Consider the following 24,814-nt stretch of genomic DNA (forward strand, 5'->3'; position numbering starts at 1 on the left):
TAGATTTTGAGCGATTTATTTCAAAATCTTTTGTAAAAAACCGTAGATATTAACTCTACAGGGTACAACATCATACCCTTTGTTCCTTGTTGTATTTAGCGTTTTTTCGATTTGTATATCCTCCTAAATCGCCAGCATCGTTAACTGACAAACTCTGCGGCTGACCGCAGCAGCATCTACGAACTTCTTTTTTTGTCTCCATATCCTTGTATCCTCTTTCAAGCTTTCGCCTCCACCCAGTTTAGCTGCCACAAACTTTTTTTGGCAAAACCTGTTGACAACTGCGAGGAAATTGGTTAACTTATAAAAGGTCTGAGTCTGATGCCCCCATCGTCTAGAGGCCTAGGACACCTCCCTTTCACGGAGGTAACGGGGATTCGAATTCCCCTGGGGGTACTTAAAAACAATAAAAATAAAAAGCAAGAGCTTTTTGTTTGAAGTTAAACGATAAAAACCATCATCCAGCAACACTCCTGAATGATGGTTTAACTGTTATACATACGGTTCTTTGCTGGCTAGTTCTTCTACACGTTGGTGAATAGCTAGGAGATTTAACCGCAAATCTTTACTCAGGCGATTTTCAATAATTCCCACTGGCATAGTGAGTTTAGGCCAAACCTGAATTGTGTAGGACAAATTTGTTCCTATATACTCACCGAAGGAATAAGGCTCTAAGCACCAGCTACCAGAAAAGCCTTTAAAATCTCCCTCTACCATGCGGAAATTAATTGTTTTGGGAAAGCATTCTTCCAAATCCAGAACTACTCGCGCACAAAAGTTGAAATTCAGTAAGCGTTGGGAGCCTACTTGCTCCAGTCGAATTCCACCATTGGGATGCTCGATTAGGCAACTCTTGGCGAGGTTGGGGAGGAAGTCTGGTAAGGCTTCATAATTTGTCAGAACCTTCCAGATTTGCTCCACTGGATGGGGAATTTGGACTTTAGCACTAATTTGCCGCTGTCGCTCTGCTATTTTCTCAATTTGAATTTCTACCTGAGCAAGCAAATCCCCTTCTAGGTCGGTGTCATCAGTGGAAGACTGCAAATCAGCGTTCTCTGTTGTGTTCTGTTTTTTAGTCACTTTCAGAATTATGGTTTGCTTTCGTCAGAAAATTGGGGCAGAGTCAGGGTGAAGCAAATTTCGCTTTGTTCAGAATCCGAGATGGGGAGACTTTCAACTGCGATCGCTCCATTCAAGTGCTGCACTAAAGACTTGACTAGAGCAAGTCCCAAGCCTGTCCCTGGAGTCCAACGCCCTTTTCCGCGACGGAACTTGTCAAAAATATAGGTCGCTTCTTCTTCAGAGATCGCGCGTCCTATATTCGTCACCTTTATGATAACTTGATCGATTTGTTGATCGACTCGGTGAGCCGCTTCCAGGCGGACTATTGTATCCTGCTCTGAGTATTTACAAGCATTTGTTAATAATTCTTGCAGGATTCGGTCAAAACTCTCCAGTTCTGTTTGCAGTTTTAGCGAATCTTCTGGTAAATCTACAGAAATCCTTAATCCCTTTTCGCCAAGTTTTTTCTCAAAAGATGCTGCTATATCCTGGATTCTAGTATTTAAATCTATAGATTGTAATAGCGGGGCTTCGTGAGGCGACTCTAGTTTCTGGAGTGTCAACAAGTCATTAATCAAGTTGATTTCCTTGGAACATTCTTGCTCAAGGATATCCAGATATCTAACTTGACGCTCTGGTGCTATTCCTGGCAAACGCAAGTTGCGAATTGACATCAGCATATTTGTCAGGGGGTAGCGTAGGCGATCGCTCATGTTACTCAAAAATTCATCTTTGAGTTCATTAAGTTTACGTAACTGCTCAACATACTGCCGTGTTCTTTCATGCAGTTTCGCTTGAAGTTCCAGACTACTCTGAAGTTTCGCCGTCCGTTCATCTACCAAAGTTTGCACTTGGCGCAATGTCTGTGACTGAATTATGGCGTTACTCACATGAGCAGAAACCATTTCTACAAGATTTAATTCTGCTGGTTGCCAATTGCGAATCACAGATTGCTGTAGCACCAAGAATCCTAAGATTTTACCTTGGCTCTCTAATGGCACTAAAAGTACCGCCGGCAATTCCTCAATTGCAAATAATGGGGCCGCTGTCAAGGTTTCGTTTTGGTCTGTATAGTCATCAAAGATTACTGCTTTTCCAGAATCCATGAAGGCACGCTGGCATAAACCACACTCTGAAATCAAGAAAGACTGAGCTAAGGTGTCTGGTTTACTAGTGCGGGAATTTTGTGCTTCCCTAGCCCATTCACCAATCACAGTAGCTCTTGCTTTGGGAATTTGTTTTTTAGCTTGAGTCCTAAATAGTGGATCTGTATATTTCAGTGATATGAGCAAACCCCGATCTGCCTGTAGAGATTCGGCAGTAGAGGCGATAACTAACTGGAGCATTTGATTAAGCTCCAAGTTGCTGCGACTTAATACGGTCAGTTGCTTGATCAAGCTTTGATGCTGCTTGCTCTTTTGCACGTACTGCTCTTGATGAGCAATTAGTTGAGCTTGTGCCACTCTAGAAAAAGCGATCGCACAAGCTGACTCCACATCTTTGAGCAATTGTTTTTCTGATTCACTCCATTCATAAGGTTGGAATTTAATCAGATTAATCACTCCGTTATTATTGCCACCAAACCGAGTGGGAATTGCCAAAACCGCTTTTATCGGTAGTGGCAAATATTGACACCCAATTACCAGACTGTTCTGAATGATGGAAATGTCTTCAATAGTCAATGGTTGGGCAGCACATTGCAACACTGGCGAGTGCATAAGTAACTGTTCCATCGAAAACATTTCTTCTGGGTGTGGCAACCCTAGATATTCATCAGCACACCAATTAGTAGTAGCTGCTTCGTCGGATGTTTCATCCGCCACTGAAACCAAGCAGCAGCAATCTACTTGAAAAGTAACTCCTAGTAATTGGGCAATATCTTGCAGCATCAATGCCGTAGCAGAGCTATTGGCAATGATTTGGTTAATTTGTTGTACCAACTGGCGGGCACGTTCTTCCTGATGCTGCATCAGCTTGACTTGGTAATGTTGTAGTCGATCTATGTCATCTACGTAATGTGGCGGCGATGATAAAGGCTTCTTCATTCTTGGCACGCCCTTGGATAATAACCCCATTGTTCTTGCACCCAACCTCTTGGCATATTCTTCACCTTTAGTTGTGTTGCTACACCTTGATAATTGACAAATTTTGTGTGAATACTTTCTCTCACCTGTTATAGCCCTTTTCTATCTCAGATGGCCAAATTTCCCCTGTATCAAGCAAATTGCTACATTGGTACATAAGTAATAGAATATTTAAGATATCCTATAAATGCTTCTGTTAGCTTATTTTTAACTGCTCTATCTGGAAATAATTTATTAACTTTATCCTGTCGGTAAGTATACATAAACCGTAATTTCTCTGGAATTCCAGCAAAATTACCCTTTACATCACGTAAAATTACGTAACTCACTCTATAAAGTTTTATTACATTTATTTAAAAACTTAGTAGGTTTAACAGGCTACTCGTTGATCTCCGTAACTCTCAGTAAAATATTGAGTGCTGAGTAATGAGTGATGAGTGAGTAGTTACTATTGTCTCCCCAGTACCCAGTCCCCAGTTATTCTTTCATTCAAGGCTTTTGAAACTTGTTTCATCGGGACTGCCTTTCTTGATAGCTAAATTTTGAATGCAGCCCAGTTATTAGTAAAAATAACTGGGCTGCATTCGTTTGAATATAAAAAACTATCCAGCCAAGCTTTCGACACTCAGGGGAACCATATCGCCGTTCCTTGTCAGTCCTAACAACATCGGTTGTTGGGGTTGAATTAGTTGACCTGTTAGTACACAGCGTTCTTCTTGCTGGGCTGTGGCAGCGATGCTAGCTCGAATGTCGGATCGCGAAAATCGAGGCTTCCACTCACCTGATTTTTGCTGGACATAATTCCAAAGGATATCTCGAATTAGAGCTTGATATCCCTGATTTCCAGCGATTTCTTTGAGCTTATCTTTAAGTTCCCGCTCTAGACGGATGCTGGTAACTTCCATATCGGTGGTTGGGGTGCGAGCGATCGTATGCATCAGTTTTTCTCCTTAAAGGTATAGACAGGATAGTAATACAAGTGTAGTATGTTTAAAGGAATGTTCAATAGGTGAAATTTTCTGTGAAATCCATTTACCCCATCTCTACTTCAATTTTGTGCCCTACCAATTGCCGAGCCAGTTGGGAATCAGCCGCTATGGAAGTGGAGTATTTATTTATGGGCGATGGTAGCCGGAATCATGGGCAAATCACAGAAGGTAATGATGATTATAAATATCTCAGCATTATTGCACTAATTGCAAAACCACAACTAGATGAACAAAGCGGGGGGTACAGAAAAAGGAATCCTGTACCGACATAAGACCAGAAAATTTTCCGGTCAATTCTAACCCCCGCTTCACCAAAACAAGAAGCGGGGGTTTTTTTATAAGGAGTTAAGCTGTGACGATATCTTCCATGCGCGGCGCGAACGCAATGCAAGTGTTGGAGCAATCTGTAGTGGTGTTTTCCCAAAATTACTTGCCACTATGTCGGGTCAATATTAAGCGCGCGATTGTGCTGTTAGTAACCAACAAGGCGCAACCGCTGGGTTTTACCATAGAAGGCGGCTGGCAAGTTCACTCACCCAATTTGGTAATTGATGTGCCAAAACACATTCGCTTGACAATCACTTCTAATGAGCGGATGTGGAAAGTTCCGCCAGTGAATCGGCGGGAAGTGTTGCGACGAGATCATCACAGTTGCCAATATTGCGGTAGCGGTAAACATCTAACGCTAGATCATGTGATGCCGCGTTCTAAAGGCGGTTCTCACACTTGGGATAACGTAGTCGCAGCTTGTGAAAGATGTAACTCCCGTAAAGGCGATCGCACCCTGTTTGAAGCTGGTATGCAGCTGCGTACCAAACCAAAAGCGCCAATTCACCCCGCGATTTCTTTTGCTGAACAGTTTTGGATAGATATGCAAGGAAGCCTGGAATAACAGGAGAGCATAAGGAATGCTGAAATTAACTTACACCGAAAGCAGTTTTGATTTGGAATGTGTAACTCTGTCGCTAGAAGAATGGGTAGCGCAGCGAGTGATTTTAGCCCTGCGAGTTGGGCAAAGTTTTTGCATTGAACCCACTACCGCTTCCTTTTTGCTTCCTGTTGATTTGCCAGGAGTAGAAGTACTCAGGGCTGAGGTAAAAAGAGATGACAGAGAAATCATTGCCCTCTGTGCCTGCGATACCGAATATCTGGAAGTCACCCTGCGGGGTTCTTGGCTATCAGATAGTTCTAAGGATTCTGTAGGTGTGTTTTTCACCGCTATGAGCGATCGCGCTGAGTTCTTTTTGCACAAACTGTGGCAGGAAGCTCAATCTTGTGCTTCTGTCCTGAGCGAATAAACGAAATAGTCGGGTGATTCAATTTTGGATTTGTTCTCGCCTGCGCGAACAGACTTTTTGGGATTTTGGATTGAGTAATCCAAAATCCCAAATTTAAAATCTAAAATCAGGTGAGTCATTCCTTCATTTGCAGCAGTTCAGGAATTGTCACAAATCGATAGCCTTGTTGTTTTAGTCCACTGATGATTTGTGGCAAAGCTTCTACCGTTCTGCGGCGATCGCCACCACCATCATGCATTAAAACAATAAAACCAGGTTTCGCGCCTTTCAGCACATTATTTACAAATGCCTGCGGTTTGGCGTGAGGATCGGTATCGGCTGAAGTTAGTGACCACATAATTACAGCATCTTTCTGGCTTTTAGCATAAGCGGCTAGTCCGTTATTTAAAAAGCCTCCAGGAGGACGAAACAGAGCCGTTTTAACTCCTGTAGTTTTGTATATCAGATCGGATGTGCGATCGATTTCACTCTTGGCTGTGGCTTCATCCATCCGCCGATACCAATGATGCCAAGTATGGTTGCCAATGGCGTGTCCCTGGGCTACCACTTGTTTGGCTAGGTCGGGATTTGCTTGTAAGGCTTGTCCTACCCAAAAGAATGTTGCTTTAACATTATTTTGCTTCAGGATATCCAGCATTTCTAGGGTTGTCTTTGGCCAAGGCCCATCATCAATGCTTAAAGCAATAACTTTTTCGTTGTTGCTGGGTTGCACTTTATAAACTGTTTTTCCCTGAAATTTAGCTGGGACTGTAAAAGTAGGGTTTTCTACTTGGGCTGATGGTGGTAGCTGGGCATTAATTTGGCCCTTTGCAGGATCTTGAATTTGTGCAGTATGGATTTTGCTTGCTGGCTGGTTCAACCCCGATTGTGGGGAAGTGCCTGGAGCAATACTACAAGCTGTAATACTAGAAGCGATCGCGACAATACTAATTATCTTTTGTCGCATGAGGTAGTTGTCTGTCACGTCAGGCTTTTAAAGACTCACCCAATCATAAGCTGTAGTTTGACTTTTCAGAGGGTTTAGCAAGTTCAAATCTAAGTGCAGAAGCTTTTCTAGACAATTTCAAAAAAACTTTCTAAAACCCCTTGACACCTCTTGTAGTATTTTGTAGTATATTTGTAGTGGAGCGAAAGACAAGCTTCCCAAGAATCAAAGTTACCTTCTACATACAACTAAAGGAAAAGCGTTGAAACAAACCAGAATCCTTAGTCAACAAAGCTGCTCCTACTTGCAAACCATCGGCAGTAGAGGCAATAAACGAAAAAAGTTCTAATTTTGCACTCATCAAAACCACTGAATACATCCGTAATACACAACAGGCTTGCTACCTAGAGTTTCGGTTGTTTTCCTAACAGTTTCTAACAGTAAAAAGTCAATTTTCTGAACCTTGAAAACTAAATAAGAAATGGGCAAGTTCACCAACAAAATCTGTGCCTAAAAACCTCAAAGTTTAGGCACAGATTCCAAAAAATCGGGGTGTAGCTCAACTGGCTAGAGCGTTCCGTTGTCTGCGGAAATGTTGCGGGTTCAAGTCCCGTCACCCTGGTTGTAGTCCTGTAGGCGAATAGTTTAAGCCGTCAGCCTCTCAAGCTGAAGATTGCGAGTGCAAATCTCGTCGGGACTCCCAAATGGTCAGGTAGCCAAGTTGGTAAGGCGTTGGTCTGCAAAACCGATTAGCGCGGGTTCAAATCCCGCTCTGACCTCTGTCGCAGCGTAGCTTAACCAGCAAAGCCCCAGGTTCATACCCTGGTATATGCGGGTGCAAATCCCGCCGCTGCCACCAAATGCAGGGATGGTGTAACGGTAACATCTCGTGACTCCAAATCCGATGTTCTAGGTTCAAATCCTAGCCCCTGCGTCAGACAATTTTGGGTTTTGGATTGCCGACTTTAGATTAAAAAATTTAATCCCAAATCTAAAATCTAAAATCCAAAATTCGCTCAATTATGCCCTCGTGGACGAATGGTTAAGTCAGTGTTCTTTCAAAGCACAGATGCGAGTTCAATTCTCGTCGGGGGAATGATTATGGGTCGGTGGCCGAGTCTGGTTGAAGGCGACAGTCTGTAAAACTGTTCTTTTTTGCGCGCAGGTTCAAATCCTGCTCGACCCACTATGGAGAGGTGGCTGAGTGGCTAAAAGCGTCCTCCTGCTAAGAGGAAGCGGGTAATTAATACCCGTCGCAGGTTCAAATCCTGTTCTCTCCGTTTTGAGAGTGTGGTGTAACTGGATAACATCTCAGTCTACGAAACTGAAGACGTGAGGGTTCAAATCCCTCCACTCTCGCTCTTTACATGATCCCTTCTCCTATCCTCCGGTAGCTCAGTTGGTAGTTAGCGCCTGTTTGAAAAACAGGAGGTCGTCGGTTCGATTCCGACCTGGGGGACTTCGTTGCCTCATAGCTCAATGGTAGAGCAAGCGGCTGTTAACCGCGCGGTTGTAGGTTCGAGTCCTACTGAGGCAGCCATTCATTGCCGGGTGGACGAATTGGTAAGTCGCATCGCTCTGAACGATGAGGTTGCAGGTTCAAACCCTGCCCTGGCAATAAAGCCCTGTGGTGTAATTGGCAACATAGCGCCCTTTGAAGGCGAAGATTCCAGGTTCGACCCCTGGCGGGGCTGCCAAACTCTGCTCTTGTAGCCCAACTGGAAGAGGCTGCCGTCTCAAAAACGGTAAGTTGTGGGTACCCTGCGGGAAGCCGCTCCGCGTCTACGATTCCCACCAAGAGTACCAAACTTTGCTCCTGTAGCCCAATTGGAAGAGGTGGCAGACTTAAAATCTGTTTCGTTGTGGGTTCGACTCCCACCAGGAGTACCAACGGGATGTAATTCAGCGGCGAGAAGCCATGCTTTGGGAGCATGGAGTCGCAGGTTCGAGTCCTGCCATCCCGATATGCCCCTGTGACGGAACTGGCATACGTGCTGGAATCAGGGTCCAGATTTTGCAGGTTCAAATCCTGTCAGGGGTACTAAGCTCTCGTGGCGGAACGGAAGACGCACTAGACCGAGGATCTAGTTTTTGCAGGTTCAAATCCTGTCGGGAGTACCAAGTTTGCCCTTGTAGCCCAACGGAAGAGGCGCTTCACTTAGAACGAAGAGGTTGCTGGTTCAAATCCAGTCAGGGGTATTGGTGAATATGCGGGGATAGAGCAACGGTGGCTCGTCAGGCTCATAACCTGAACATCGGCAGGTTCAACTCCTGCCCCCGTCACCAAAGTTTCGGCTGGTGTAGCTCAATTGGCAGAGCAACTGACTTGTAATCAGTAGGTTGCAGGTTCAATTCCTGTCACCAGCTTGACTAGAAATTAGTGAGACAATTTGTAACTAGGAAATCCTATGAAAAAGTATGAAACGAATTGCGATCGCTCAAGACACCCTAAAAATTCTCGAAGCCGGTCACTACTTCTCTCCTGAAGGTAAGCAAATTAATATTGGCCGAGAATTAGTATCCTGTATTGCTGGGACGGAATACTACGAGCCGGAAACTCTTTCAGCGATCGCTCGAAATATTCTCTCAGGTAATTCTCAATTTGCAAAGACTGAATTTACACTGAGAAATGAGACAACGCTTATGGGAGCCGAACGCACAGCGCGATGTCTACGACGGGCTACGCCTACGCAGAAATTTGAAAGAATTGGAGTTCTCAATTTTGCTTCTGCTAAAAATCCTGGTGGTGGATTTCTCAAAGGCGCTCATGCTCAAAAAGAAAGCTTAACACGCAGTTCTGCACTGTACAAAAGCTTGTTGAAATGTCGCGAATACTACGATTTTCATCGCGCTCATAAATCCTTGCTCTACTCAGATCGCATCATTTACTCTCCTGGTTGTCCAGTATTCCGAAAAGATGATGGCACTCTGCTCGAAGAAGCTTATTTGGTCGATTTTATTACGACTTCCGCTCCTAATGCTGGTCAAATTTGGAGAAAAGAGCCTGAAAGTGTAGAAAAAATCAGAGAAATCTTGTATAAACGCGGTGAAAAATTATTATCTCTGGCTGCTTCTAAAGGTTGCGATGCCTTAATTTTAGGAGCTTGGGGATGCGGTGTTTTTAGGAACGATCCATCAATGGTTGCTCAGATGTTTGCAGACTTCTTATTAGCGAATGGTCAATTTTGGGGTAAATTTAAAAGCGTTCTATTTTCGGTTCTCGATTCGAGCAAAGAAAGCATGACTTTCACAGAATTTGAAAGGCGATTTCCCTCGAATTCATAAAGCTTTTTCCTCACGAATAGCAACCTCTAAAAGTAATTTTTGATTTTAAATAGTGCGGATATGGTGTAAAGGTAGCATTCGAGTCTTCCAAACTCTAGGCACGAGTTCAAGTCTCGTTATCCGCTTTAAAAACTTGCGGGTGTGATGTAATCGGTAGCATCTGAGTACGCCATACTCAGTGCGTGAGTTCAAGTCTCGCCACTCGCTTGCGTAGTCCTGTAACTCAATTGGTAGAGTGTCTTCCTTACAAGAAGAATGTTGCGGGTTCAATTCCTGCCAGGACTACCAAATATTGGGAGTGTAGCTCAATGGAATAGAGCTTCGAGTTTCTACCTCGAAAGTTGTGGGTTCAAGTCCTACCATTCCCGCCTAAACAAGTCAAAAGTTAAAAGTCAAAAGTCAAAAGAATGAATTTAATATTTCTCTTTCTTTTTAGTTTTTACTTTGCTCTTTTTACTTATTTGATGGGGTCATAGCTCAAATGGCTAGAGCGCCTGCCTTGCAAGCAGGAGGTTATGGGTTCAATTCCCATTGATTCCACTGATGGTATCTGAAGCCAAAGTGGTCGAGGCGCTGGTTTGTGGAACCAGTCATAGCGGGTTCAAGTCCCGTCAGATACCCCTGAATGGAAGATGCTGCTGAATGGACGGCAACCAAGCTTGAACCTTGGAGTACGGGCAACTGTAGGGGTTCGATTCCTCCATCTTCCTCTTTTCCACCTGGAGCCGAAAAGCGAGGCGCTGTGCTGATAACACAGAAATAGGAGGGGCAGTACCTCCCCGGTGGATTTATATCTAGTGTTGGTGTTACAAAGCTTGCGATATAAGCATACGATCGCACTTGCTCATTTCTTTTTCAAATTAACCAGGGTGGTTGGCATACCGGCTGTGCAGCGGGCTTTTAACCCGCAGAAATAGGTTCGACCCCTATACCACCCATTAAACAATTAAAAATTAAAAATTACGCCTAATGTGAATTAGAAAAAAGGCGGGAGAAGTAAGAAGATGAAAGTTACCAGCTTTTCAACTCAGACTTCCCCCATGAATAGCATAGACTTTGGAACGCTATTAACGACAATCTTTGTAGTGGTAGATGATTGGTATCAAAAGCAAGTAAAAAAGACAACGCTCCTAAAACCAGGAGTTAAAGTAAGAATGAGCGATAGTGAAATCATGACACTAGCACTGGTAATGGATTATTTGCCTTTTCCGGGAGAAACACAGTTTCTGGGTTTTATCCGAGGAAATTACTTTGAATGGTTTCCCAATTTACTTGACCAAAGTCAATTCAATCGTCGCTTACGTAAGTTGGATGGAATGTTAGAAAACTTACGCCGTAGTTGGGTAGAGCAATTGGTTGGAGAAAGTGAAAAATATTTCCTTCTCGACACCAAACCATTACCAGTATTAGGACTCAAACGTGACAAGCGACATAGTGATTTTGCCGCAAATGCTACTCCTGGTTGGTGTGCCGCTAGAGAAATGCGTTATTTTGGCTACAAGCTAGTTATGCTGTCAACGTGGAATGGAATCCCCATTGCTTATGATATAGTGCCTGCTAATACAGATAAAAGAATTGCTGCTGATGGTGTTCTGGAGATGGTTAGCGCTAGTGATATTTACGCAGACAAAGGATTTATCTCTGCCGATTGGCAGGCCGCGATGCCTACGGCGGGCTTCGCCTACGCTCGTCGCACTGGTAATCGAATCTGGACACTCAAGCGCGATAACCAGCATCTTCAACATTCTCATGGCTTGAAGCGCTTTATTAGTCGTGTTCGCCAGCGTGTAGAAGGTGTTTTTCACGAAATTCAAAACACTGGCCGTAATCCCGAACGCTTACTCAACAAAACTGTTGATGGCTTTTGTGTACATATTGCAGCCAAGATTGCATCTCATACTCTGCGTTTGTTGCTCCGTCGCCGTTTTGGTATTGATGTTCTCACTTTCCAGTCTCAACCTGTTTAATTCACATTAGGCGTAATTAAGAATTAAAAATTGCAATCTTTGTTAGCCTTTTAGCAATTGCTAATATACAACTTGAATGCACGTTGGGTTATGAATAGCAACTAGCGATCGCTAGGTGAGCATGTTGCAATAATACATCTTTATCCAAAGCATGTATGGGATATTGCGGTGTTACTGCCAGTAGTTTCTCAATTCTTTCTCTGGCTGCTTCTACCACTGCTTCATCTAAGCTACCGTTACTGAGCGAATCAGCAAAATCTTCAGCAATCCGATAAGTTCTTTCTAAAGATGATGAGTTGATATTGCGCGAAACAATAAACAAGTCACAGCCTGCATTAAATGACCGCGCCACAGTACCAGCTTTCATAAAAATATCTGAGATCGCTTTCATATCCAAATCATCAGATACAACTACTCCCTCAAAGCCAAGTTCCTCTCTAAGTATGGTTTGGAGGATAGCCTGAGAAAGGGTTCCTGGCACATCAGGATCTATTTTGGGAAATAAGATATGGACAGTCATCATCAAAGGAATCTGTACTTCGATTAAAGCTTTGAAGGGTATAAGTTCTCGAAGTCGCAGGTCTTCTAGAGTTAAATTCAGTATTGGTAGCTCAATATGAGAGTCCCTGCTGGTGTCTCCATGTCCGGGGAAGTGTTTGGCGCATCCCAAAATTCCTGAATCTCGAAGTCCAAGGTAATAGTCACGGGCACCTTGAGCAGCAGTTTCGGGAGTGTTACCAAAAGCGCGAGGCCCAATCACTGGGTTGTCGGGATGGGAAAAAATATCGGCTACGGGTGCCCAAGATAAATTTATTCCCAGTGATTTTAGTTCTACTGCTGTGGCTTTTGCTACTTCATAAGCGTGCGATCGCAGCAACAACCCATAAGGAAAGCGGGTAATTGGTAGTGGTGTACGAATTACACGACCTCCTTCATGATCGAGAGTCATGAACATAGAATCACGTTCAGTATATTCTCGTATCTGGTTATTTAAATCCTTGAAGCTTTCCAGCCAAACCTGATATGGGGTGCCATCCAAAAAGTTCTTAGCAAAAAAGATCGCCCCAATCGGTTTCAATTCATTGAGTGCGCGTTTATCGTCATCGCTTAATGTCGTGCCGGAAATACCTAAAATCAGGTGATTTCCAAAGCGCTTTAGCTCCTGCGATACACTCATAATCTTTTACCTATAAGTTGTGCGGTAAACAACTTGGTTGTTCAACCTAGAGGACATAGAGGACATAAAGTTTTATCCTACACCTTATGGGAAGCGGAAAGTTTTCCAAGTAGTTTTAAGCAATACTCCAGATATTTCCTCAAAGTAAATACACGAATTAGCAAATAAATCAACTACTTTCAGATCATATTTGGGATTAACCTATTTTCACTCAAAGGAAATACTTTTGTTTGCCTAAATTTCTTCTATGTAAAGATAGATGAAATGCTCGCTCAAACCTATTGCCAACAATGGTATTAACAATTTGTTCGGGTAGGTGCGAGTAGGTAAAATTCCCTTTGGTAAAAGTTTTTTGGGGAAGCGATCGCACAATCACTGCCAAATGTAACGGATTGCAACGTATAATGAGAACGATAAAACGGTTAAGAAATATTGAAGAGCAGTAGGGTTACATGCGAGTAGCGATCGCGGGAGCGGGACTAGCAGGACTTTCCTGCGCGAAATATCTTACGGACGCAGGCCACACACCCATTGTCTTGGAACGTCGAGACGTTCTAGGCGGTAAAGTGGCTGCATGGAAAGATGCTGATGGAGACTGGTACGAAACAGGTCTGCACATCTTTTTTGGCGCATATCCCAATATGTTGCAGTTATTCAAAGAACTGGATATTGAAGATCGATTGCAGTGGAAAGAACACACAATGATCTTCAACCAGCCGGATGCACCAGGTACTTACAGTCGCTTTGATTTCCCCGATTTGCCAGCACCGATTAATGGTATAGTGGCAATTCTGCGAAACAACGACATGCTGACATGGCCAGAAAAAATCCGCTTTGGCATCGGATTATTGCCGGTCATGATTCAGGGGCAAAAGTACGTTGAAGAAATGGACAAATATTCCTGGACAGATTGGCTGCGTAAACACAACATACCAGAACGGGTCAATAAAGAAGTTTTTATTGCCATGGCCAAGTCGCTGAACTTCATCGACCCAGATGAAATTTCGGCAACCATTCTTTTAACTGCCCTCAATCGTTTCCTCCAGGAAAAAAATGGCTCGAAAATGGCCTTTCTGGATGGTTCGCCAACAGAACGATTGTGTCAGCCCCTAGTGGATTACATCACCGAACGCGGTGGAGAAGTCCGCTTGAATGCCCCTTTAAAAGAGATTTTGCTAAACGCCGATGGTAGCGTCAAAGGTTACTTGATGCGGGGGTTGAATGGGGATAAAGATGAAGTTTTCACGGCGGATTTGTATGTATCGGCTATGCCGGTTGACCCTCTGAAGGTGATTTTGCCAGCACCTTGGAAAGAAATGGAGTTTTTCCAAAAGCTAGAAGGCTTAGAAGGCGTGCCTGTGATTAACGTGCATTTGTGGTTTGATCGTAAACTTACGCAAATTGATCACTTGCTATTCTCGCGATCGCCCCTCCTCAGCGTTTATGCTGATATGAGCAATACCTGCCGTGAATACGCCAACCCCGAACGCTCGATGCTGGAATTAGTTCTAGCGCCGGCAAAAGATTGGATTGCCAAATCCGATGAGGAGATTGTGGCTGCCACTATTGCCGAGTTAGAAAAACTCTTCCCCGACCACTTTGGGGGAGACAATCCAGCAACATTGCTGAAATCTCATGTGGTGAAAACGCCCCGTTCAGTTTACAAAGCGACCCCTGGTCGTCAACAGTACCGTCCCTCGCAAACAACCCCCATTAGTAACTTCTATCTCTCAGGGGATTACACCATGCAACGCTACTTAGCCAGTATGGAAGGTGCCGTACTTTCTGGTAAGCTAACAGCGCAGGCGATTTCTGAGGCCCTCCCGGTAGCAAATTCCTCAAACCTGCAAACGCTCACCCGACCGCCCGCAACGAATGCTGCAACTGCCTGATTCCCCGCCGCGCATGAAAACGCTGGTCTCTGTAGACGAGTCATACAAACTTTGTCGGCATCTCACAGCAAAGTATGCCAAGACTTTTTACCTGGGTACTTTGCTGATGAGTCCGGTAAAACGTCAATCTATTTGGTCAATTTACGCTTGGTGTCGCCGTACAGATGAATTAGTGGATGGTCCCGCATCTGCTATTACCACGCCAGAAACCCTAGACCTATGGGAACAGCAGCTGGAATCGATTTTTGCGGGGCGTCCATTAGAAAATTACGATGTAGCTTTAGTTGATACCCTCCAGCGCTTTCCGATGGACATCCAACCCTTTCGGGATATGATTGCCGGTCAGCGCATGGACTTATATCGCAGTCGTTATGAAACCTTTGAGGATTTATACCTCTACTGTTACCGCGTTGCTGGTACTGTTGGTTTGATGTCAACATCCGTTATGGGTGTGGATAACACCATATATGCAGCACCGTGGCGGCAAAATAAACAACCTTATGTTCCCATAGAAGAAGCGATCGCTCTCGGAATTGCCAATCAACTTACCAACATCCTGCGGGATGTGGGAGAAGATGCCAAACGGGGGCGGATTTACATTCCCCTTGAGGACTTGGCAAAATTCAACTATACCGAGCAAGACTTCTTCAAAGGTGTGGTAGACGATCGTTGGCGAGCATTAATGCGCTTTCAAATTGACCGAGCCCGCCAATTTTATACCACATCCGACCAGGGAATTACTTATTTAGCATCCGATGCCCGTTGGCCTGTGTGGGCAGCATCAATGCTGTACGGTCAAATTTTAGAGGCGATTGAACGCAACGATTACGATGTATTCAGTCAGCGGGCTTTCGTTCCCCAGTGGAAAAAGTTACGCACTTTGCCCATAGCTTGGATGCGATCGCAAGTCCTTTAAAAAATTAGTCATTTGTCCCTAGTCCTTAGTCCTCAGTGTTTTATAAATAACCAAAGACTAATCACAAATGACCAATGACAAATGACTATTGACTCTTAAAAGCAAGTCTGGTAACATTGATATTCGTGAGTCAGGAGAGGTGGCTGAGTGGTCGAAAGCGGCAGATTGCTAATCTGTTGTACGGCAGGCAACTCCGTACCGAGGGTTCGAATCCCTCCCTCTCCGTTTTTCGGCTTTTGATACACGGAGAATATTCTGTGTACAAAAAAATTACTAATATCGGCGTAAATATTTCTACTCCCAAAGATGGATGATATGATTTATCCTTTGGAGTCTTGATAAGATCCAGCTAAGTTAAAAACCTAGTTTGGATCTTATTTTTAGGCTCCTAAATATCTGAGGAGTGAAAGAAATTTATGAAAAAAATTAGCGCCGCCTTAGCCTTAAGTCTAGCTACCCTAGCAACTGGGTTTCTAGTTGGGGCTTGTGGTGATAACAGTACCCCTAACAGCACAGCTACCAACGGCAGCACCGCTACCCCAGCGGCAAACTCAACTACTACAAGTAGCGCTAAAGGGTTAAAAATTGGTTCCCTGCTACCGACAACAGGCGACTTGGCTTCTGTGGGACAGCAGATGCTAGGCTCAGTACCTTTACTAGTCGATACAGTCAACGCTTGCGGTGGAGTGAATGGGGAACCTGTTACCTTGGTGCAAGTAGACGACCAAACTGACCCGAAAGCTGGAGCTGCCGGCATGACCAAACTAGCAACTTTAGATAAAGTAGCAGGTGTAGTTGGTTCCTTTGCCAGTAGCGTTTCAAGTGCAGCAGTCTCCATTGCTACGCCGAATAAAGTTATGCTGGTTTCCCCTGGTAGTACCAGTCCTGTATTTACCGAAAAAGCCCAAAAAGGTGACTATAAAGGCTTTTGGGCGCGTACTGCTCCCCCCGATACCTACCAAGCATTAGCTTTAGCCCAACTTGCCAGAAAAAAAGGTTTCAAGCGAGTTTCTACAGTCGTGATTAATAACGACTATGGCGTTGGTTTTGAAAAAGCATTCGTGCAAACCTTTGAAAAATTGGGTGGAACCATCGTTAATAAAGATAAGCCTGTCCGCTACGACCCAAAAGCTCAGACATTTGATACAGAGGCGGCTGCTGCATTTGCAGGTAAGCCAGATGCAGTCCTGGCAGTACTCTACGCGGAAACTGGTAGTCTGTTCCTAAAGGCCGCCTATCAGCAAGGTGTGGCGAAGGGAGTACAAATTCTGCTGACAGATGGGGTAAAATCACCGACTTTTCCCGAACAAGTTGGTAAAGGCAGTGATGGTAAATATATTTTAACTGGAGCGATCGGTACAGTACCCGGTTCCGATGGTAAAGCACTAGAAGCTTTCAACAAGCTATGGAAGGATAAAAAGGGTAATGAGCCAGGAGAATACGCTCCTCAAGCTTGGGATGCGGCTGCTTTATTGACATTGGCAGCGCAAGCTGCTAAAGAAAATACAGGCGTTGGCATAGCCAGCAAAATCCGTGAAGTTTCCAATGGCCCTGGCACAGAAGTTACTGATGTCTGCGAGGGACTGAAGTTACTTAAAGATGGTAAAAAGATTAACTACCAAGGAGCCAGTGGCAACGTAGATATTGATGCTAACGGTGATGTCGTTGGTGTTTACGATGTTTGGACGGTAGGAGACGATGGCAAAATCAAGGTAATTGATAAAGTTACCCCTAAATAGAAAGTTAGGAGTTACGAGTTATTAAGATTAAATTCATAACTCCTAACTCCTAACTTCTAACTTTTAAAGCCCATTGAAGTTGTAACCAATTCCTAACAACAAGCCCACATCAGTTTTATCGAAAAATCCTGCATTTATAGCAGCGGTTGCTGTAAATTGAGGAGTTAGAGGCACATCAATGCCACCAGACACCAAAAAGGCGAATTTAGAGTTATCACCTGTTTTGTAAGCTGCACCCACTCCAACGTAAGGTGCGATCGCTAATGGTTCGCTAAAAGCATCTGCTGATTTGAAGGTAAAATCATAGGTGATCGGAAGCAAAATTGTCGTATTGTCCCCGAATACGGCTGAGGGTCGCACTGATATAGAATTTGTCAGTCCGATTTTGCTGACTACTGCAAAATTACCATCGCCCAAAGACGTATCACCATCACCACTCAAACCGATGTTAGCAGCGACGCCAACATAGCTGCTGCCACCACGGGTAGTTCTACCTAAATCAATATCCGATTGCGCCACTTTGGTAGCAGATGGTTGAGCAGTTGTTTGAGAAACCGATTGAGAAGTCGGTTGTACAACCTCAGAGGTGAGTGTCGCAGATGAGGTTGACACTGTGCCTGGAACAGGTGTAGCTATTGTGCTAGTGTTTTGCTCCATCGCAGTGTTGGGCAACTGCTGTACCTTATTTGTCGCTGTAAATGTTTCAGTTGTTTCTGTAGAGAGATTTTGGCTTTCGGCGTCTAGTTCTGGACTAAACTCGTTGGGAGACGCTACGCTTGCAGAAGGCTCGGTTAATGGCTGAATGCTCACCTTATCCACAGTCTGGGCATTTGCAGATAAGCTGCTACTCAGGAATGTAAGAGCAGCTACACTTGGCAACCAAAAAACACCTTTACGAAGAAAAATAGTATTCACGTTCACTCCTAAAACAATGTTGCCACGAAAAATAAAGATTTTTGTTGATTATAAGTCAACAAATTCGGGCAATACTCAAAATTTAACATCAAAAAATCTGTTTTTACATCCTGACTTTACTTGATTTCTCTAGTTAATATTTACTCACAAAAAATTAAATACTATACTAATCTGAATCGTTTGTGACAAACAAGATCGCTGACTTCTCAAAGAACTCGGCGCTCTGTGAGTTGCGATTTTCACAATCAAATAAAATTGCTAGATATTCTAAATATCCTGAATTTGATAGATGACATTAAGCAAAGAGATTATCTGTTAAGGAGGTTATAAAAATTGCGACCTCTCCCATGAAGAGAAAAAGTTTGCTTCCAGAATAGCTGCCTTCCTGTCAAAGGTGGCTTGATTGTGAAGTGATATTACGAAGCTTGCAAAAATATTTAGAAATTGTCTACAAGACAAACATAGTTCTAACGTAGAACCTATTAGGAGAGACTTGAGGCGAATGTGATGAGCGCAAATAATATTCAAAAGTATCGGTTTGTCTGTACCTTGACTTTCGGTGATATCTACGGTCAAATAATTGTTTGGTTAATTACAATTACTCTCAGTTTGGCATCAGCTTTGGCATTGATGGGTGCCAAGCGACCTGTGTATGCTTTAGCAACGGCGGGTCTCGTCGTTCTGCTATCGCTACCTTTCTTGTTGTTTGCCTTTGTCACTACCTTGTTAAATCATATTGAAGTCGCTCCTGTTGGGCCGGGAACCAAATTGGAACCCATACCAGGTAATGTGTCTCAGCAACAACCTGTACAAGCAACTAGCTAAACAGTTAGGAGTTATGAGTTAGGAGTTATGAGTCATATAACTCTTCAGTTTTAACTTTTCACTCCTAATTTAAAAATTTGTCATAACATCCCTGTCTATAAGCAGGGAATTTTTTTGTAGAGACACCACTGTTGTAACCCACTGCCTGATTCATCACGTCTCTACAATAGAACAGCAGTGGTTTGCAGTCGGGGGCTAAATATGCTGGAACATGATGTGATTATTGTCGGGGGTGGATTAGCAGGATGTCGCGCTGCTGTGGAAATTGCCCGCACCGACCCTAGTTTAAATATTGCTGTGGTTGCGAAAACCCACCCAATTCGTTCGCACTCGGTTGCGGCTCAAGGTGGTATGGCTGCATCGCTGAAAAATGTTGATTCAGAGGATAGTTGGGAAGCACATGCTTTTGATACTGTCAAGGGTTCTGATTACTTGGCAGACCAAGATGCTGTGGCAATTCTCACCCAAGAAGCGCCAGGTGTAGTAATTGACTTGGAACATCTCGGCGTTTTATTCTCTCGCTTATCCGATGGGCGCATTGCCCAACGAGCTTTTGGGGGACATTCCCACAACCGTACTTGCTACGCTGCTGATAAAACTGGTCACGCGATTCTGCACGAATTGGTTAACAATTTGCGGCGTTATGGGGTGCAAGTTTATGAAGAGTGGTACGTGATGCGTCTCATTTTGGAAGAAAATGAGGCGAAGGGTGTGGTGATGTTCCACCTTTTGGATGGACATATAGAGGTGGTGCGGGCTAAGGCGGTGATGTTTGCCACAGGGGGCTATGGTCGCGTTTATAACACTACCTCTAATGATTACGCGTCTTCAGGTGATGGTTTGGCAATGACTGCGATCGCCGGTTTGCCCCTAGAAGATATGGAATTTGTGCAGTTTCATCCCACTGGTTTATATCCGGTAGGGGTGCTGATTTCAGAAGCGGTACGGGGAGAAGGGGCGTATCTGATTAATAGTGAAGGCGATCGCTTTATGGCGAACTATGCTCCCAGTCGGATGGAACTAGCTCCTCGTGATATTACCTCACGAGCGATCGCTTACGAAATTCGCGCCGGTCGTGGTATTCATCTTGATGGCAGTGCTGGCGGCCCCTTTGTCTATCTGGATCTACGCCATCTAGGCAAAGAAAAAATTATGAGTCGCGTTCCCTTTTGTTGGGAAGAAGCACACCGTCTAGTAGGCGTTGACGCCGTAACTCAACCGATGCCAGTCCGCCCGACAATTCACTATTGTATGGGTGGTATTCCAGTTAATACTGATGGGCAAGTTCGTAGTAGTGGCGATGGTTTAGTTGATGCTTTCTTTGCTGCGGGTGAAACATCTTGTGTTTCCGTACATGGTGCAAATCGTTTGGGGAGTAATTCACTACTAGAGTGTGTAGTTTATGGTAAAAGGACTGGGAGTGCGATCGCCAAATTTGTCCAAAAACGTAAGTTACCCTCTGTAGATGAACAACGGTATGTAAAAGAGGCCCAGCAACAAATTCAAGCTTTGCTAGAACAACCAGGAAAGTACCGTATTAACCAAGTTCGTCAAGCCTTCCAGGATTGTATGACTGAGTACTGTGGTGTTTTCCGCACTGAGGCGTTAATGACTGAAGGTTTGCAGAAACTAGAAAAAATACAACAGCAATACCCTCAAATTTATTTAGATGACAAAGGTAGTTGCTGGAACACAGAACTCGTAGAAGCTTTAGAATTGCGAAGTTTAATGGTAGTAGGGCAGACTATTTTAGCATCAGCCCTAAATCGCCAAGAAAGTCGTGGCGCTCATTTCCGCGAAGATTATTCCCAGCGAGATGATACAAACTTTCTCAAGCACACAATGGCTTACTATTCACCAGCCGGAATTGACATTCAATATCGACCGGTGGCGATTACTATGTTTGAGCCAAAAGAGCGGAAGTATTAGTTGAAAGTAAATTTATGTGAGAAATCGAGGTGACTACAAAAATTTAATTTTGTCCACCTCGATTAAAAATATGAAATGATTAAGTTATCAATCAGAGCCTAATTGTTTTTGAATCACGGCTGTTATTTTTTCTTCCCAAGCTGGATCATTTAATTTTATTGCAGCATCACGATGACGAGATTTTCGTCTATCCATATAAGCATAAAAGGCTTGCTTATCATCCTTGTGGGTGATAAAGTAACTTTTTAGCTCTTGGTCGCTCATTGCTGCATAGTTTACCTTGTTCATAGGTCTACACTACATTCATGGTTCAATACTACCATCTGGCGTAATTTCTAGCTCTATTCCTTCATTTTGCCCAGCTAATATAAATATATTGAGCGATCGTTCATCTAATCGCACGATGTGAATTGGCTGAAACATCACATTTGTAAGTTGATGGCAAAGTCTATATAACGATTGCAGCTGTTCTACTCTTGGTTGTAGCTCGTCCATGAATTTTCCAGAAACGATCCTCAAGCATCTAAAATATTATTGATCCGTAAAAAAACTGATTATACGATTACACTTGCTGAATCTGGGATTTAGCAAGTGCGAAGATATTTTCTGTATGCAGTCAAATTCTGACTATAAAAACAAGATTTTTATTTAAAATATGAATAATTTACAAACTTGGTATATTGTCAAGCGCCCTGGTGGAAACTGCGAAATTATCCCCAGCGACCAAGTTAGCAACGATAATTTAGAGATTATAGAACAGTGGGGGCCTTTTAGTTCGCAAGAAGAGGCGATCGCTCGGCGTGTAGGACTTATTAGGGCTGGAAAATGCCAACCAGTTTAAGTTAGGAGTTAGGAGTTAGAAGTTAAAAGTTAACAATGATGGTTTTTATTCCTAACTCCTCACTATTCACTCCTAACTTTATTTTTCTGCTGTGGGTGTACCCTTCTCAGCAATTTTTTTACCTATAACTTCCACCGCTTTAGCGAATTGAGGGTCTGCTAGGGTAGCTAGTTTGTCGCGTCCGTGCAGCCACAAATCTTCCATCTGCTTTTTGGTCAAATCCACCTTCACATCTGGCTCAATGCCTTTATGATTGATGTCTGTACCATTGGGGGTATAGTAATGAGCAATTGTTACCGCCAATCCTGAACCATCTTCCAGAGGACGTACTGATTGGACCAATCCCTTACCAAAGGTTTGAGTACCTACCAAAGTCGCGCGCTTATTATCTTTCAAAGCCCCTGAGAGGATTTCACTGGCACTAGCTGAACCTTTATCTACCAGTACTACCAAAGGTTTATTTGTTAAGGCTCGTCCGTTTGCCTCTTCTTTTTCTGCCTCTCCTTGGCGTTCAACTGTGGAGACAATCTTACCTTTATCTATCCACATCCGGGCAATATCCACACTGGAGAAGAGTAAGCCACCTGGATTACCACGCAAATCCAGAATATATCCAGCTACCTTTTTGCTTTCTAAATTTTTGATAGCGCTTTGCATTTCTTTACCAGCATTGGCACTGAACTGGTTCAAGCGGATGTAACCAAGATTTCCCGCTGGAGTTTGCTTTTGGGAAAACTTAACTGGATGGATTTCAATTCGTGCCCGTTTGATGTCAAATTGTTTTGTCTGCCCGTCGCGCTGAATAATCAGGCTGACTTGCGTTCCTGCTTCACCCCTAATTAAAGATACTGCCTGATTGGTATCCATCCCCTTAGTATCTTTGCCATCTATTTTGAGGATGATATCTTTTGCCAAAACACCAGCTTTAAAGGCTGGTGTATCTTCGATTGGCGCAATTACAACCAACTGCTTGGTTTTTTCATCCTGGCTAATGGTGATCCCAATACCTGTCAATTCTCCAGAGGTATCAACCTGCATATTCTTGAATTCCTCTGGGTCCATAAATCGGGTGTAGGGGTCTTGTAGCTTTTTCAGCATTTCCCGAATGGACTTATACGCATCTTGTGGATTACTGTAAGACTTGCTCAAGTATTCCTTACGAACAGCCTGCCAATCAACCTGATTAAAAGTACCGTCTACATATTGGCGTTGAACAATTTGCCAAACTTCATCTACTAATTCTTTAGGACTCGCTTTAAATAAAGCCTGACCTCGCGAATGAATGCCAAGGCTAGTAACAGCGATCGTGGAGAGTGTCACTGCCGTAGCACCCAAAACAAGTCTACTTTTTGTAATCACCATAATGACAGCTGCATCAGAGGGAAAATTTATAGTCAGTATGCTCAATCTAACACAGGCTACCACTGTACAGACGGAGTATGTATTCCTAATTTACACAAAATACTTGACAATCTGGCAAATTGAGGGATTGGGGATTGGGGACTAGGGACTGGGGACTGGGGATTACTTATTACTTATTCTTCCTCTGCTTCCCCTGCTCCTCTACCCCCCACCCCCTTTAAGGTTCTACCCAGCGTTCATCTGCCTTAATGAGGTTAATTAATTCTTCTACACCTTTATCTTCTGGGACTTTTTTAATTTCTTCTCGACCACGATACAAAGAAATGTAACCAGGTGTTTTGCCGACATAACCATAGTCGGCATCGGCCATTTCTCCAGGTCCATTGACAATACAACCCATAACTGCAATGTCTAACCCAGTTAGGTGTTTAGTGGCTTCCCGAACTTTGTGCAGCACTTCTTCTAGGTTAAACAACGTGCGTCCACAGGAAGGACAAGCGACATATTCCACCATCGTTTTTCGCAATCCCAAAGCTTGGAGAATGCTGTAGCAGACGGGAATTTCTTTTTCTGGTGCTTCTGTAAGTGAGACGCGAATTGTATCACCAATGCCATCAGCAAGTAAGGTGGCAATACCTGCTGTAGATTTAATTCGCCCGTATTCGCCATCACCTGCTTCTGTAACGCCTAAATGTAATGGATAATCCATACCCAGTTCATCCATGCGCTTGGCGATGAGGCGATAGGCGGCTACCATCACCGGGACTCGTGAGGCTTTCATGGAAACTACCAAGTTGCGGAAATCCAAAGATTCACAAATGCGGATGAATTCTATGGCAGATTCCACCATGCCTTCGGGGGTGTCACCGTAAGTAAATAGCATTCTCTCCGCGAGGGAACCATGATTTACCCCAATTCGCATCGATTTTCCTTGATCGCGCAAAGAAACTACTAGAGGTTCTAAAGTTTCGCGGATTTTATCGCCAATTTCGTCAAATTCGCTTTTAGTATATTCAGTTCGATTAATGTTTGGCTTTTCAAACACATACAAGCCGGGATTAATCCGTACTTTCTCTATGTGCTTGGCAACTTCCACGGCGATTTTTAGCCCATTGTGATGAACATCAGCCACAATTGGCACGTCTTGGTAAGTTTTAATTAATTTTTGTTTAATTTCTCCTAAAGCTTTCGCATGAGCCATACTCGGCACTGTGACGCGGACAATTTCGCAGCCAATTTCGTGCAGACGACGAATACCAGCTACGGAACCATCAATATCAAGAGTGTCTTCGTTAATCATTGACTGCACTACAACGGGGTAGCCGCCGCCAATGGTGACATTTCCTACCTTTACAGGGCGAGTTTTACGCCGCTTGATAGTTGTATCAAAGGTGGCTTGAGGTGATGTAATGCTTGAAGTGTTTACTGTGGGCAGAGTTTGCATAACCTGATTAGGTAAATTTGCTGTAGATCAAATATCAGATTTAATAAATCTCTGTTTCCCAGATTGCCACAGGTGGTGGCTCTTTGGGTGATTAGATAAGAAAAAAATCAGACAATAACACAGCACAACAGATCAAGAGCGATCGCCTTTGTGACTAAGCTATA

At 43.7% G+C, this 24,814-nt stretch carries 23 protein-coding genes and 31 tRNA genes; 42 read left to right on the top strand and 12 right to left on the bottom strand.

Features of this window, described 5'->3' with window-relative positions; all coding sequences use genetic code 11:
- Positions 1-70: 70 nt before the first annotated feature.
- Positions 71-202: a hypothetical protein gene (locus tag FD723_RS42770; RefSeq protein WP_256875180.1), complete on the bottom strand. Its 132-nt coding sequence runs from the start codon at positions 200-202 to the stop codon at positions 71-73.
- 121 nt (positions 203-323) lie between these two features.
- Here FD723_RS42770 and FD723_RS14265 point away from each other — a divergent pair.
- Positions 324-396 (top strand) — tRNA-Glu (locus tag FD723_RS14265).
- A gap of 96 nt (positions 397-492) precedes the next feature.
- Here the strand turns inward: FD723_RS14265 and FD723_RS14270 are convergent.
- From FD723_RS14270 to FD723_RS14280, 3 genes are all read right to left on the bottom strand, one after another.
- A complete protein-coding gene (locus FD723_RS14270) occupies positions 493-1,080 on the bottom strand; it encodes an SRPBCC family protein (protein ID WP_179065913.1) in 588 nt (195 codons plus the stop codon).
- Positions 1,081-1,088: 8 nt separating this feature from the next.
- A complete protein-coding gene (locus FD723_RS14275; RefSeq protein WP_256875181.1) occupies positions 1,089-3,107 on the bottom strand; it encodes a GAF domain-containing protein in 2,019 nt (672 codons plus the stop codon).
- 641 nt (positions 3,108-3,748) lie between these two features.
- Positions 3,749-4,084, bottom strand: coding sequence for a hypothetical protein (locus FD723_RS14280; RefSeq protein ID WP_096535028.1), 336 nt, complete (start codon positions 4,082-4,084; stop codon positions 3,749-3,751).
- Positions 4,085-4,167: 83 nt separating this feature from the next.
- On the opposite strand from FD723_RS14280, the gene FD723_RS14285 reads away from it, so the two are divergent.
- The 3 genes from FD723_RS14285 to FD723_RS14295 all read left to right on the top strand — a co-directional run bounded on the left by FD723_RS14285 (position 4,168) and on the right by FD723_RS14295 (position 5,433).
- On the top strand, positions 4,168-4,407 hold the full coding sequence (locus tag FD723_RS14285) for a hypothetical protein (protein ID WP_372743803.1): 240 nt from the start codon (positions 4,168-4,170) through the stop codon (positions 4,405-4,407).
- Positions 4,408-4,520: 113 nt separating this feature from the next.
- Positions 4,521-5,027, top strand: coding sequence for an HNH endonuclease (locus FD723_RS14290; protein WP_179069153.1), 507 nt, complete (start codon positions 4,521-4,523; stop codon positions 5,025-5,027).
- Positions 5,028-5,043: 16 nt separating this feature from the next.
- Positions 5,044-5,433 (top strand): alr0857 family protein, encoded by a 390-nt coding sequence (locus tag FD723_RS14295; protein WP_179065916.1) that lies wholly within the window; start codon positions 5,044-5,046, stop codon positions 5,431-5,433.
- A 115-nt stretch (positions 5,434-5,548) separates the two neighbouring features.
- Here the strand turns inward: FD723_RS14295 and FD723_RS14300 are convergent, their stop codons facing one another.
- A complete protein-coding gene (locus FD723_RS14300; protein WP_306297019.1) occupies positions 5,549-6,397 on the bottom strand; it encodes a polysaccharide deacetylase family protein in 849 nt (282 codons plus the stop codon).
- A gap of 199 nt (positions 6,398-6,596) precedes the next feature.
- Complete coding sequence (locus FD723_RS42775) at positions 6,597-6,719, bottom strand: hypothetical protein (protein ID WP_256875182.1); 123 nt, start codon at positions 6,717-6,719, stop codon at positions 6,597-6,599.
- Positions 6,720-6,906: 187 nt separating this feature from the next.
- Between FD723_RS42775 and FD723_RS14305 the strand changes: the two genes are divergently transcribed.
- From FD723_RS14305 to FD723_RS14455, 31 genes are all read left to right on the top strand, one after another.
- Positions 6,907-6,980, top strand: a tRNA-Asp gene (locus FD723_RS14305).
- Positions 6,981-6,984: 4 nt separating this feature from the next.
- Positions 6,985-7,061, top strand: a tRNA-Glu gene (locus FD723_RS14310).
- Positions 7,062-7,064: 3 nt separating this feature from the next.
- Positions 7,065-7,137: transfer RNA gene (locus tag FD723_RS14315), tRNA-Cys, on the top strand.
- Between the two features lie 4 nt (positions 7,138-7,141).
- A tRNA-Met gene (locus FD723_RS14320) sits at positions 7,142-7,217 on the top strand.
- Positions 7,218-7,220: 3 nt separating this feature from the next.
- Positions 7,221-7,292 (top strand) — tRNA-Trp (locus FD723_RS14325).
- 89 nt (positions 7,293-7,381) lie between these two features.
- Positions 7,382-7,454, top strand: a tRNA-Glu gene (locus FD723_RS14330).
- Between the two features lie 7 nt (positions 7,455-7,461).
- Positions 7,462-7,544: transfer RNA gene (locus FD723_RS14335), tRNA-Tyr, on the top strand.
- A 4-nt stretch (positions 7,545-7,548) separates the two neighbouring features.
- Positions 7,549-7,638 (top strand) — tRNA-Ser (locus FD723_RS14340).
- 4 nt (positions 7,639-7,642) lie between these two features.
- Positions 7,643-7,717, top strand: a tRNA-Arg gene (locus tag FD723_RS14345).
- 25 nt (positions 7,718-7,742) lie between these two features.
- A tRNA-Phe gene (locus FD723_RS14350) sits at positions 7,743-7,817 on the top strand.
- A 6-nt stretch (positions 7,818-7,823) separates the two neighbouring features.
- Positions 7,824-7,898: transfer RNA gene (locus FD723_RS14355), tRNA-Asn, on the top strand.
- Positions 7,899-7,903: 5 nt separating this feature from the next.
- Positions 7,904-7,976: transfer RNA gene (locus tag FD723_RS14360), tRNA-Gln, on the top strand.
- A 3-nt stretch (positions 7,977-7,979) separates the two neighbouring features.
- Positions 7,980-8,055, top strand: a tRNA-Gln gene (locus FD723_RS14365).
- A 6-nt stretch (positions 8,056-8,061) separates the two neighbouring features.
- Positions 8,062-8,164 (top strand) — tRNA-Leu (locus FD723_RS14370).
- Between the two features lie 6 nt (positions 8,165-8,170).
- Positions 8,171-8,248, top strand: a tRNA-Leu gene (locus FD723_RS14375).
- Between the two features lies 1 nt (position 8,249).
- Positions 8,250-8,322, top strand: a tRNA-Pro gene (locus FD723_RS14380).
- Positions 8,323-8,325: 3 nt separating this feature from the next.
- A tRNA-Leu gene (locus tag FD723_RS14385) sits at positions 8,326-8,399 on the top strand.
- Between the two features lie 4 nt (positions 8,400-8,403).
- Positions 8,404-8,479, top strand: a tRNA-Leu gene (locus tag FD723_RS14390).
- A 5-nt stretch (positions 8,480-8,484) separates the two neighbouring features.
- A tRNA-Leu gene (locus tag FD723_RS14395) sits at positions 8,485-8,557 on the top strand.
- Between the two features lie 10 nt (positions 8,558-8,567).
- Positions 8,568-8,644, top strand: a tRNA-Met gene (locus FD723_RS14400).
- Between the two features lie 8 nt (positions 8,645-8,652).
- Positions 8,653-8,725: transfer RNA gene (locus FD723_RS14405), tRNA-Thr, on the top strand.
- A gap of 51 nt (positions 8,726-8,776) precedes the next feature.
- A complete protein-coding gene (locus FD723_RS14410; protein ID WP_179065918.1) occupies positions 8,777-9,643 on the top strand; it encodes a TIGR02452 family protein in 867 nt (288 codons plus the stop codon).
- A gap of 54 nt (positions 9,644-9,697) precedes the next feature.
- Positions 9,698-9,768 (top strand) — tRNA-Gly (locus tag FD723_RS14415).
- Between the two features lie 10 nt (positions 9,769-9,778).
- Positions 9,779-9,850 (top strand) — tRNA-Gly (locus FD723_RS14420).
- Positions 9,851-9,855: 5 nt separating this feature from the next.
- Positions 9,856-9,931 (top strand) — tRNA-Val (locus FD723_RS14425).
- A 6-nt stretch (positions 9,932-9,937) separates the two neighbouring features.
- Positions 9,938-10,011, top strand: a tRNA-Arg gene (locus tag FD723_RS14430).
- Between the two features lie 98 nt (positions 10,012-10,109).
- Positions 10,110-10,183 (top strand) — tRNA-Ala (locus FD723_RS14435).
- A gap of 6 nt (positions 10,184-10,189) precedes the next feature.
- A tRNA-His gene (locus FD723_RS14440) sits at positions 10,190-10,263 on the top strand.
- Positions 10,264-10,270: 7 nt separating this feature from the next.
- Positions 10,271-10,353, top strand: a tRNA-Ser gene (locus FD723_RS14445).
- Between the two features lie 157 nt (positions 10,354-10,510).
- Positions 10,511-10,581, top strand: a tRNA-Lys gene (locus FD723_RS14450).
- A 66-nt stretch (positions 10,582-10,647) separates the two neighbouring features.
- On the top strand, positions 10,648-11,610 hold the full coding sequence (locus tag FD723_RS14455; protein WP_256875154.1) for an IS982 family transposase: 963 nt from the start codon (positions 10,648-10,650) through the stop codon (positions 11,608-11,610).
- An 88-nt stretch (positions 11,611-11,698) separates the two neighbouring features.
- Here the strand turns inward: FD723_RS14455 and FD723_RS14460 are convergent, their stop codons facing one another.
- On the bottom strand, positions 11,699-12,787 hold the full coding sequence (locus FD723_RS14460; protein ID WP_179065919.1) for a glycoside hydrolase family 3 protein: 1,089 nt from the start codon (positions 12,785-12,787) through the stop codon (positions 11,699-11,701).
- Between the two features lie 452 nt (positions 12,788-13,239).
- Here FD723_RS14460 and pds point away from each other — a divergent pair, with 452 nt between their 5' ends.
- The 4 genes from pds (at position 13,240) to FD723_RS14480 (ending at position 17,334) form a co-directional block, all read left to right on the top strand.
- The gene (gene pds / locus FD723_RS14465) at positions 13,240-14,679 is read left to right on the top strand and encodes a 15-cis-phytoene desaturase (RefSeq protein WP_179065920.1); all 1,440 of its coding nucleotides are present in this window, start codon (positions 13,240-13,242) and stop codon (positions 14,677-14,679) included.
- Complete coding sequence (gene crtB / locus FD723_RS14470) at positions 14,663-15,595, top strand: 15-cis-phytoene synthase CrtB (protein WP_179065921.1); 933 nt, start codon at positions 14,663-14,665, stop codon at positions 15,593-15,595. The genes pds and crtB overlap by 17 nt, the downstream gene beginning before the upstream one ends.
- A gap of 133 nt (positions 15,596-15,728) precedes the next feature.
- A tRNA-Ser gene (locus FD723_RS14475) sits at positions 15,729-15,820 on the top strand.
- Between the two features lie 191 nt (positions 15,821-16,011).
- On the top strand, positions 16,012-17,334 hold the full coding sequence (locus FD723_RS14480) for an ABC transporter substrate-binding protein (protein WP_179065922.1): 1,323 nt from the start codon (positions 16,012-16,014) through the stop codon (positions 17,332-17,334).
- Between the two features lie 63 nt (positions 17,335-17,397).
- Here the strand turns inward: FD723_RS14480 and FD723_RS14485 are convergent, their stop codons facing one another.
- Positions 17,398-18,249 (bottom strand): hypothetical protein, encoded by an 852-nt coding sequence (locus FD723_RS14485; protein WP_179065923.1) that lies wholly within the window; start codon positions 18,247-18,249, stop codon positions 17,398-17,400.
- A gap of 507 nt (positions 18,250-18,756) precedes the next feature.
- Here FD723_RS14485 and FD723_RS14490 point away from each other — a divergent pair.
- Complete coding sequence (locus FD723_RS14490) at positions 18,757-19,074, top strand: hypothetical protein (protein WP_179065924.1); 318 nt, start codon at positions 18,757-18,759, stop codon at positions 19,072-19,074.
- Positions 19,075-19,275: 201 nt separating this feature from the next.
- Positions 19,276-21,003 carry a succinate dehydrogenase/fumarate reductase flavoprotein subunit gene (locus tag FD723_RS14495; RefSeq protein ID WP_179065925.1) on the top strand — a complete coding sequence of 576 codons (1,728 nt, stop codon included), beginning with the start codon at positions 19,276-19,278 and terminating at the stop codon, positions 21,001-21,003.
- A gap of 87 nt (positions 21,004-21,090) precedes the next feature.
- On the opposite strand, the gene FD723_RS14500 is transcribed toward FD723_RS14495, so the two are convergent.
- Together FD723_RS14500 and FD723_RS14505 are read right to left on the bottom strand one after the other, a co-directional pair.
- Positions 21,091-21,291: a hypothetical protein gene (locus FD723_RS14500; RefSeq protein WP_179065926.1), complete on the bottom strand. Its 201-nt coding sequence runs from the start codon at positions 21,289-21,291 to the stop codon at positions 21,091-21,093.
- 15 nt (positions 21,292-21,306) lie between these two features.
- Positions 21,307-21,498 carry a hypothetical protein gene (locus FD723_RS14505; protein WP_179065927.1) on the bottom strand — a complete coding sequence of 64 codons (192 nt, stop codon included), beginning with the start codon at positions 21,496-21,498 and terminating at the stop codon, positions 21,307-21,309.
- Positions 21,499-21,658: 160 nt separating this feature from the next.
- Between FD723_RS14505 and FD723_RS14510 the strand changes: the two genes are divergently transcribed.
- Positions 21,659-21,844 carry a transposase gene (locus tag FD723_RS14510; RefSeq protein WP_179065928.1) on the top strand — a complete coding sequence of 62 codons (186 nt, stop codon included), beginning with the start codon at positions 21,659-21,661 and terminating at the stop codon, positions 21,842-21,844.
- Between the two features lie 78 nt (positions 21,845-21,922).
- On the opposite strand, the gene ctpC is transcribed toward FD723_RS14510, so the two are convergent.
- Positions 21,923-23,206 carry a carboxyl-terminal processing protease CtpC gene (gene ctpC, locus FD723_RS14515; RefSeq protein WP_179065929.1) on the bottom strand — a complete coding sequence of 428 codons (1,284 nt, stop codon included), beginning with the start codon at positions 23,204-23,206 and terminating at the stop codon, positions 21,923-21,925.
- A gap of 217 nt (positions 23,207-23,423) precedes the next feature.
- Positions 23,424-24,650 (bottom strand): (E)-4-hydroxy-3-methylbut-2-enyl-diphosphate synthase, encoded by a 1,227-nt coding sequence (gene ispG / locus FD723_RS14520; RefSeq protein ID WP_179065930.1) that lies wholly within the window; start codon positions 24,648-24,650, stop codon positions 23,424-23,426.
- Positions 24,651-24,814: the final 164 nt, after the last annotated feature.

Origin of the sequence: Nostoc sp. C052 (genome assembly GCF_013393905.1) — a bacterium.
In the GTDB taxonomy this organism is placed as follows: domain Bacteria; phylum Cyanobacteriota; class Cyanobacteriia; order Cyanobacteriales; family Nostocaceae; genus Nostoc.

What these genes read in the sequence shown, in the direction of transcription:
- FD723_RS42770 (WP_256875180.1), bottom strand. Translation starts at nt 202, where the DNA reads ATGGAGACAAAAAAAGAAGTTCGTAGATGCTGCTGCGGTCAGCCGCAG.
- FD723_RS14275 (WP_256875181.1), bottom strand. Translation starts at nt 3,107, where the DNA reads ATGAAGAAGCCTTTATCATCGCCGCCACATTACGTAGATGACATAGAT.
- FD723_RS14280 (WP_096535028.1), bottom strand. Translation starts at nt 4,084, where the DNA reads ATGCATACGATCGCTCGCACCCCAACCACCGATATGGAAGTTACCAGC.
- FD723_RS14290 (WP_179069153.1), top strand. Translation starts at nt 4,521, where the DNA reads ATGCAAGTGTTGGAGCAATCTGTAGTGGTGTTTTCCCAAAATTACTTG.
- FD723_RS14295 (WP_179065916.1), top strand. Translation starts at nt 5,044, where the DNA reads ATGCTGAAATTAACTTACACCGAAAGCAGTTTTGATTTGGAATGTGTA.
- FD723_RS42775 (WP_256875182.1), bottom strand. Translation starts at nt 6,719, where the DNA reads ATGAGTGCAAAATTAGAACTTTTTTCGTTTATTGCCTCTACTGCCGAT.
- FD723_RS14410 (WP_179065918.1), top strand. Translation starts at nt 8,777, where the DNA reads ATGAAACGAATTGCGATCGCTCAAGACACCCTAAAAATTCTCGAAGCC.
- FD723_RS14455 (WP_256875154.1), top strand. Translation starts at nt 10,648, where the DNA reads ATGAAAGTTACCAGCTTTTCAACTCAGACTTCCCCCATGAATAGCATA.
- FD723_RS14460 (WP_179065919.1), bottom strand. Translation starts at nt 12,787, where the DNA reads ATGAGTGTATCGCAGGAGCTAAAGCGCTTTGGAAATCACCTGATTTTA.
- pds (WP_179065920.1), top strand. Translation starts at nt 13,240, where the DNA reads ATGCGAGTAGCGATCGCGGGAGCGGGACTAGCAGGACTTTCCTGCGCG.
- crtB (WP_179065921.1), top strand. Translation starts at nt 14,663, where the DNA reads ATGCTGCAACTGCCTGATTCCCCGCCGCGCATGAAAACGCTGGTCTCT.
- FD723_RS14480 (WP_179065922.1), top strand. Translation starts at nt 16,012, where the DNA reads ATGAAAAAAATTAGCGCCGCCTTAGCCTTAAGTCTAGCTACCCTAGCA.
- FD723_RS14490 (WP_179065924.1), top strand. Translation starts at nt 18,757, where the DNA reads ATGAGCGCAAATAATATTCAAAAGTATCGGTTTGTCTGTACCTTGACT.
- FD723_RS14495 (WP_179065925.1), top strand. Translation starts at nt 19,276, where the DNA reads ATGCTGGAACATGATGTGATTATTGTCGGGGGTGGATTAGCAGGATGT.
- FD723_RS14500 (WP_179065926.1), bottom strand. Translation starts at nt 21,291, where the DNA reads ATGAACAAGGTAAACTATGCAGCAATGAGCGACCAAGAGCTAAAAAGT.
- FD723_RS14505 (WP_179065927.1), bottom strand. Translation starts at nt 21,498, where the DNA reads ATGGACGAGCTACAACCAAGAGTAGAACAGCTGCAATCGTTATATAGA.
- FD723_RS14510 (WP_179065928.1), top strand. Translation starts at nt 21,659, where the DNA reads ATGAATAATTTACAAACTTGGTATATTGTCAAGCGCCCTGGTGGAAAC.
- ctpC (WP_179065929.1), bottom strand. Translation starts at nt 23,206, where the DNA reads ATGGTGATTACAAAAAGTAGACTTGTTTTGGGTGCTACGGCAGTGACA.
- ispG (WP_179065930.1), bottom strand. Translation starts at nt 24,650, where the DNA reads ATGCAAACTCTGCCCACAGTAAACACTTCAAGCATTACATCACCTCAA.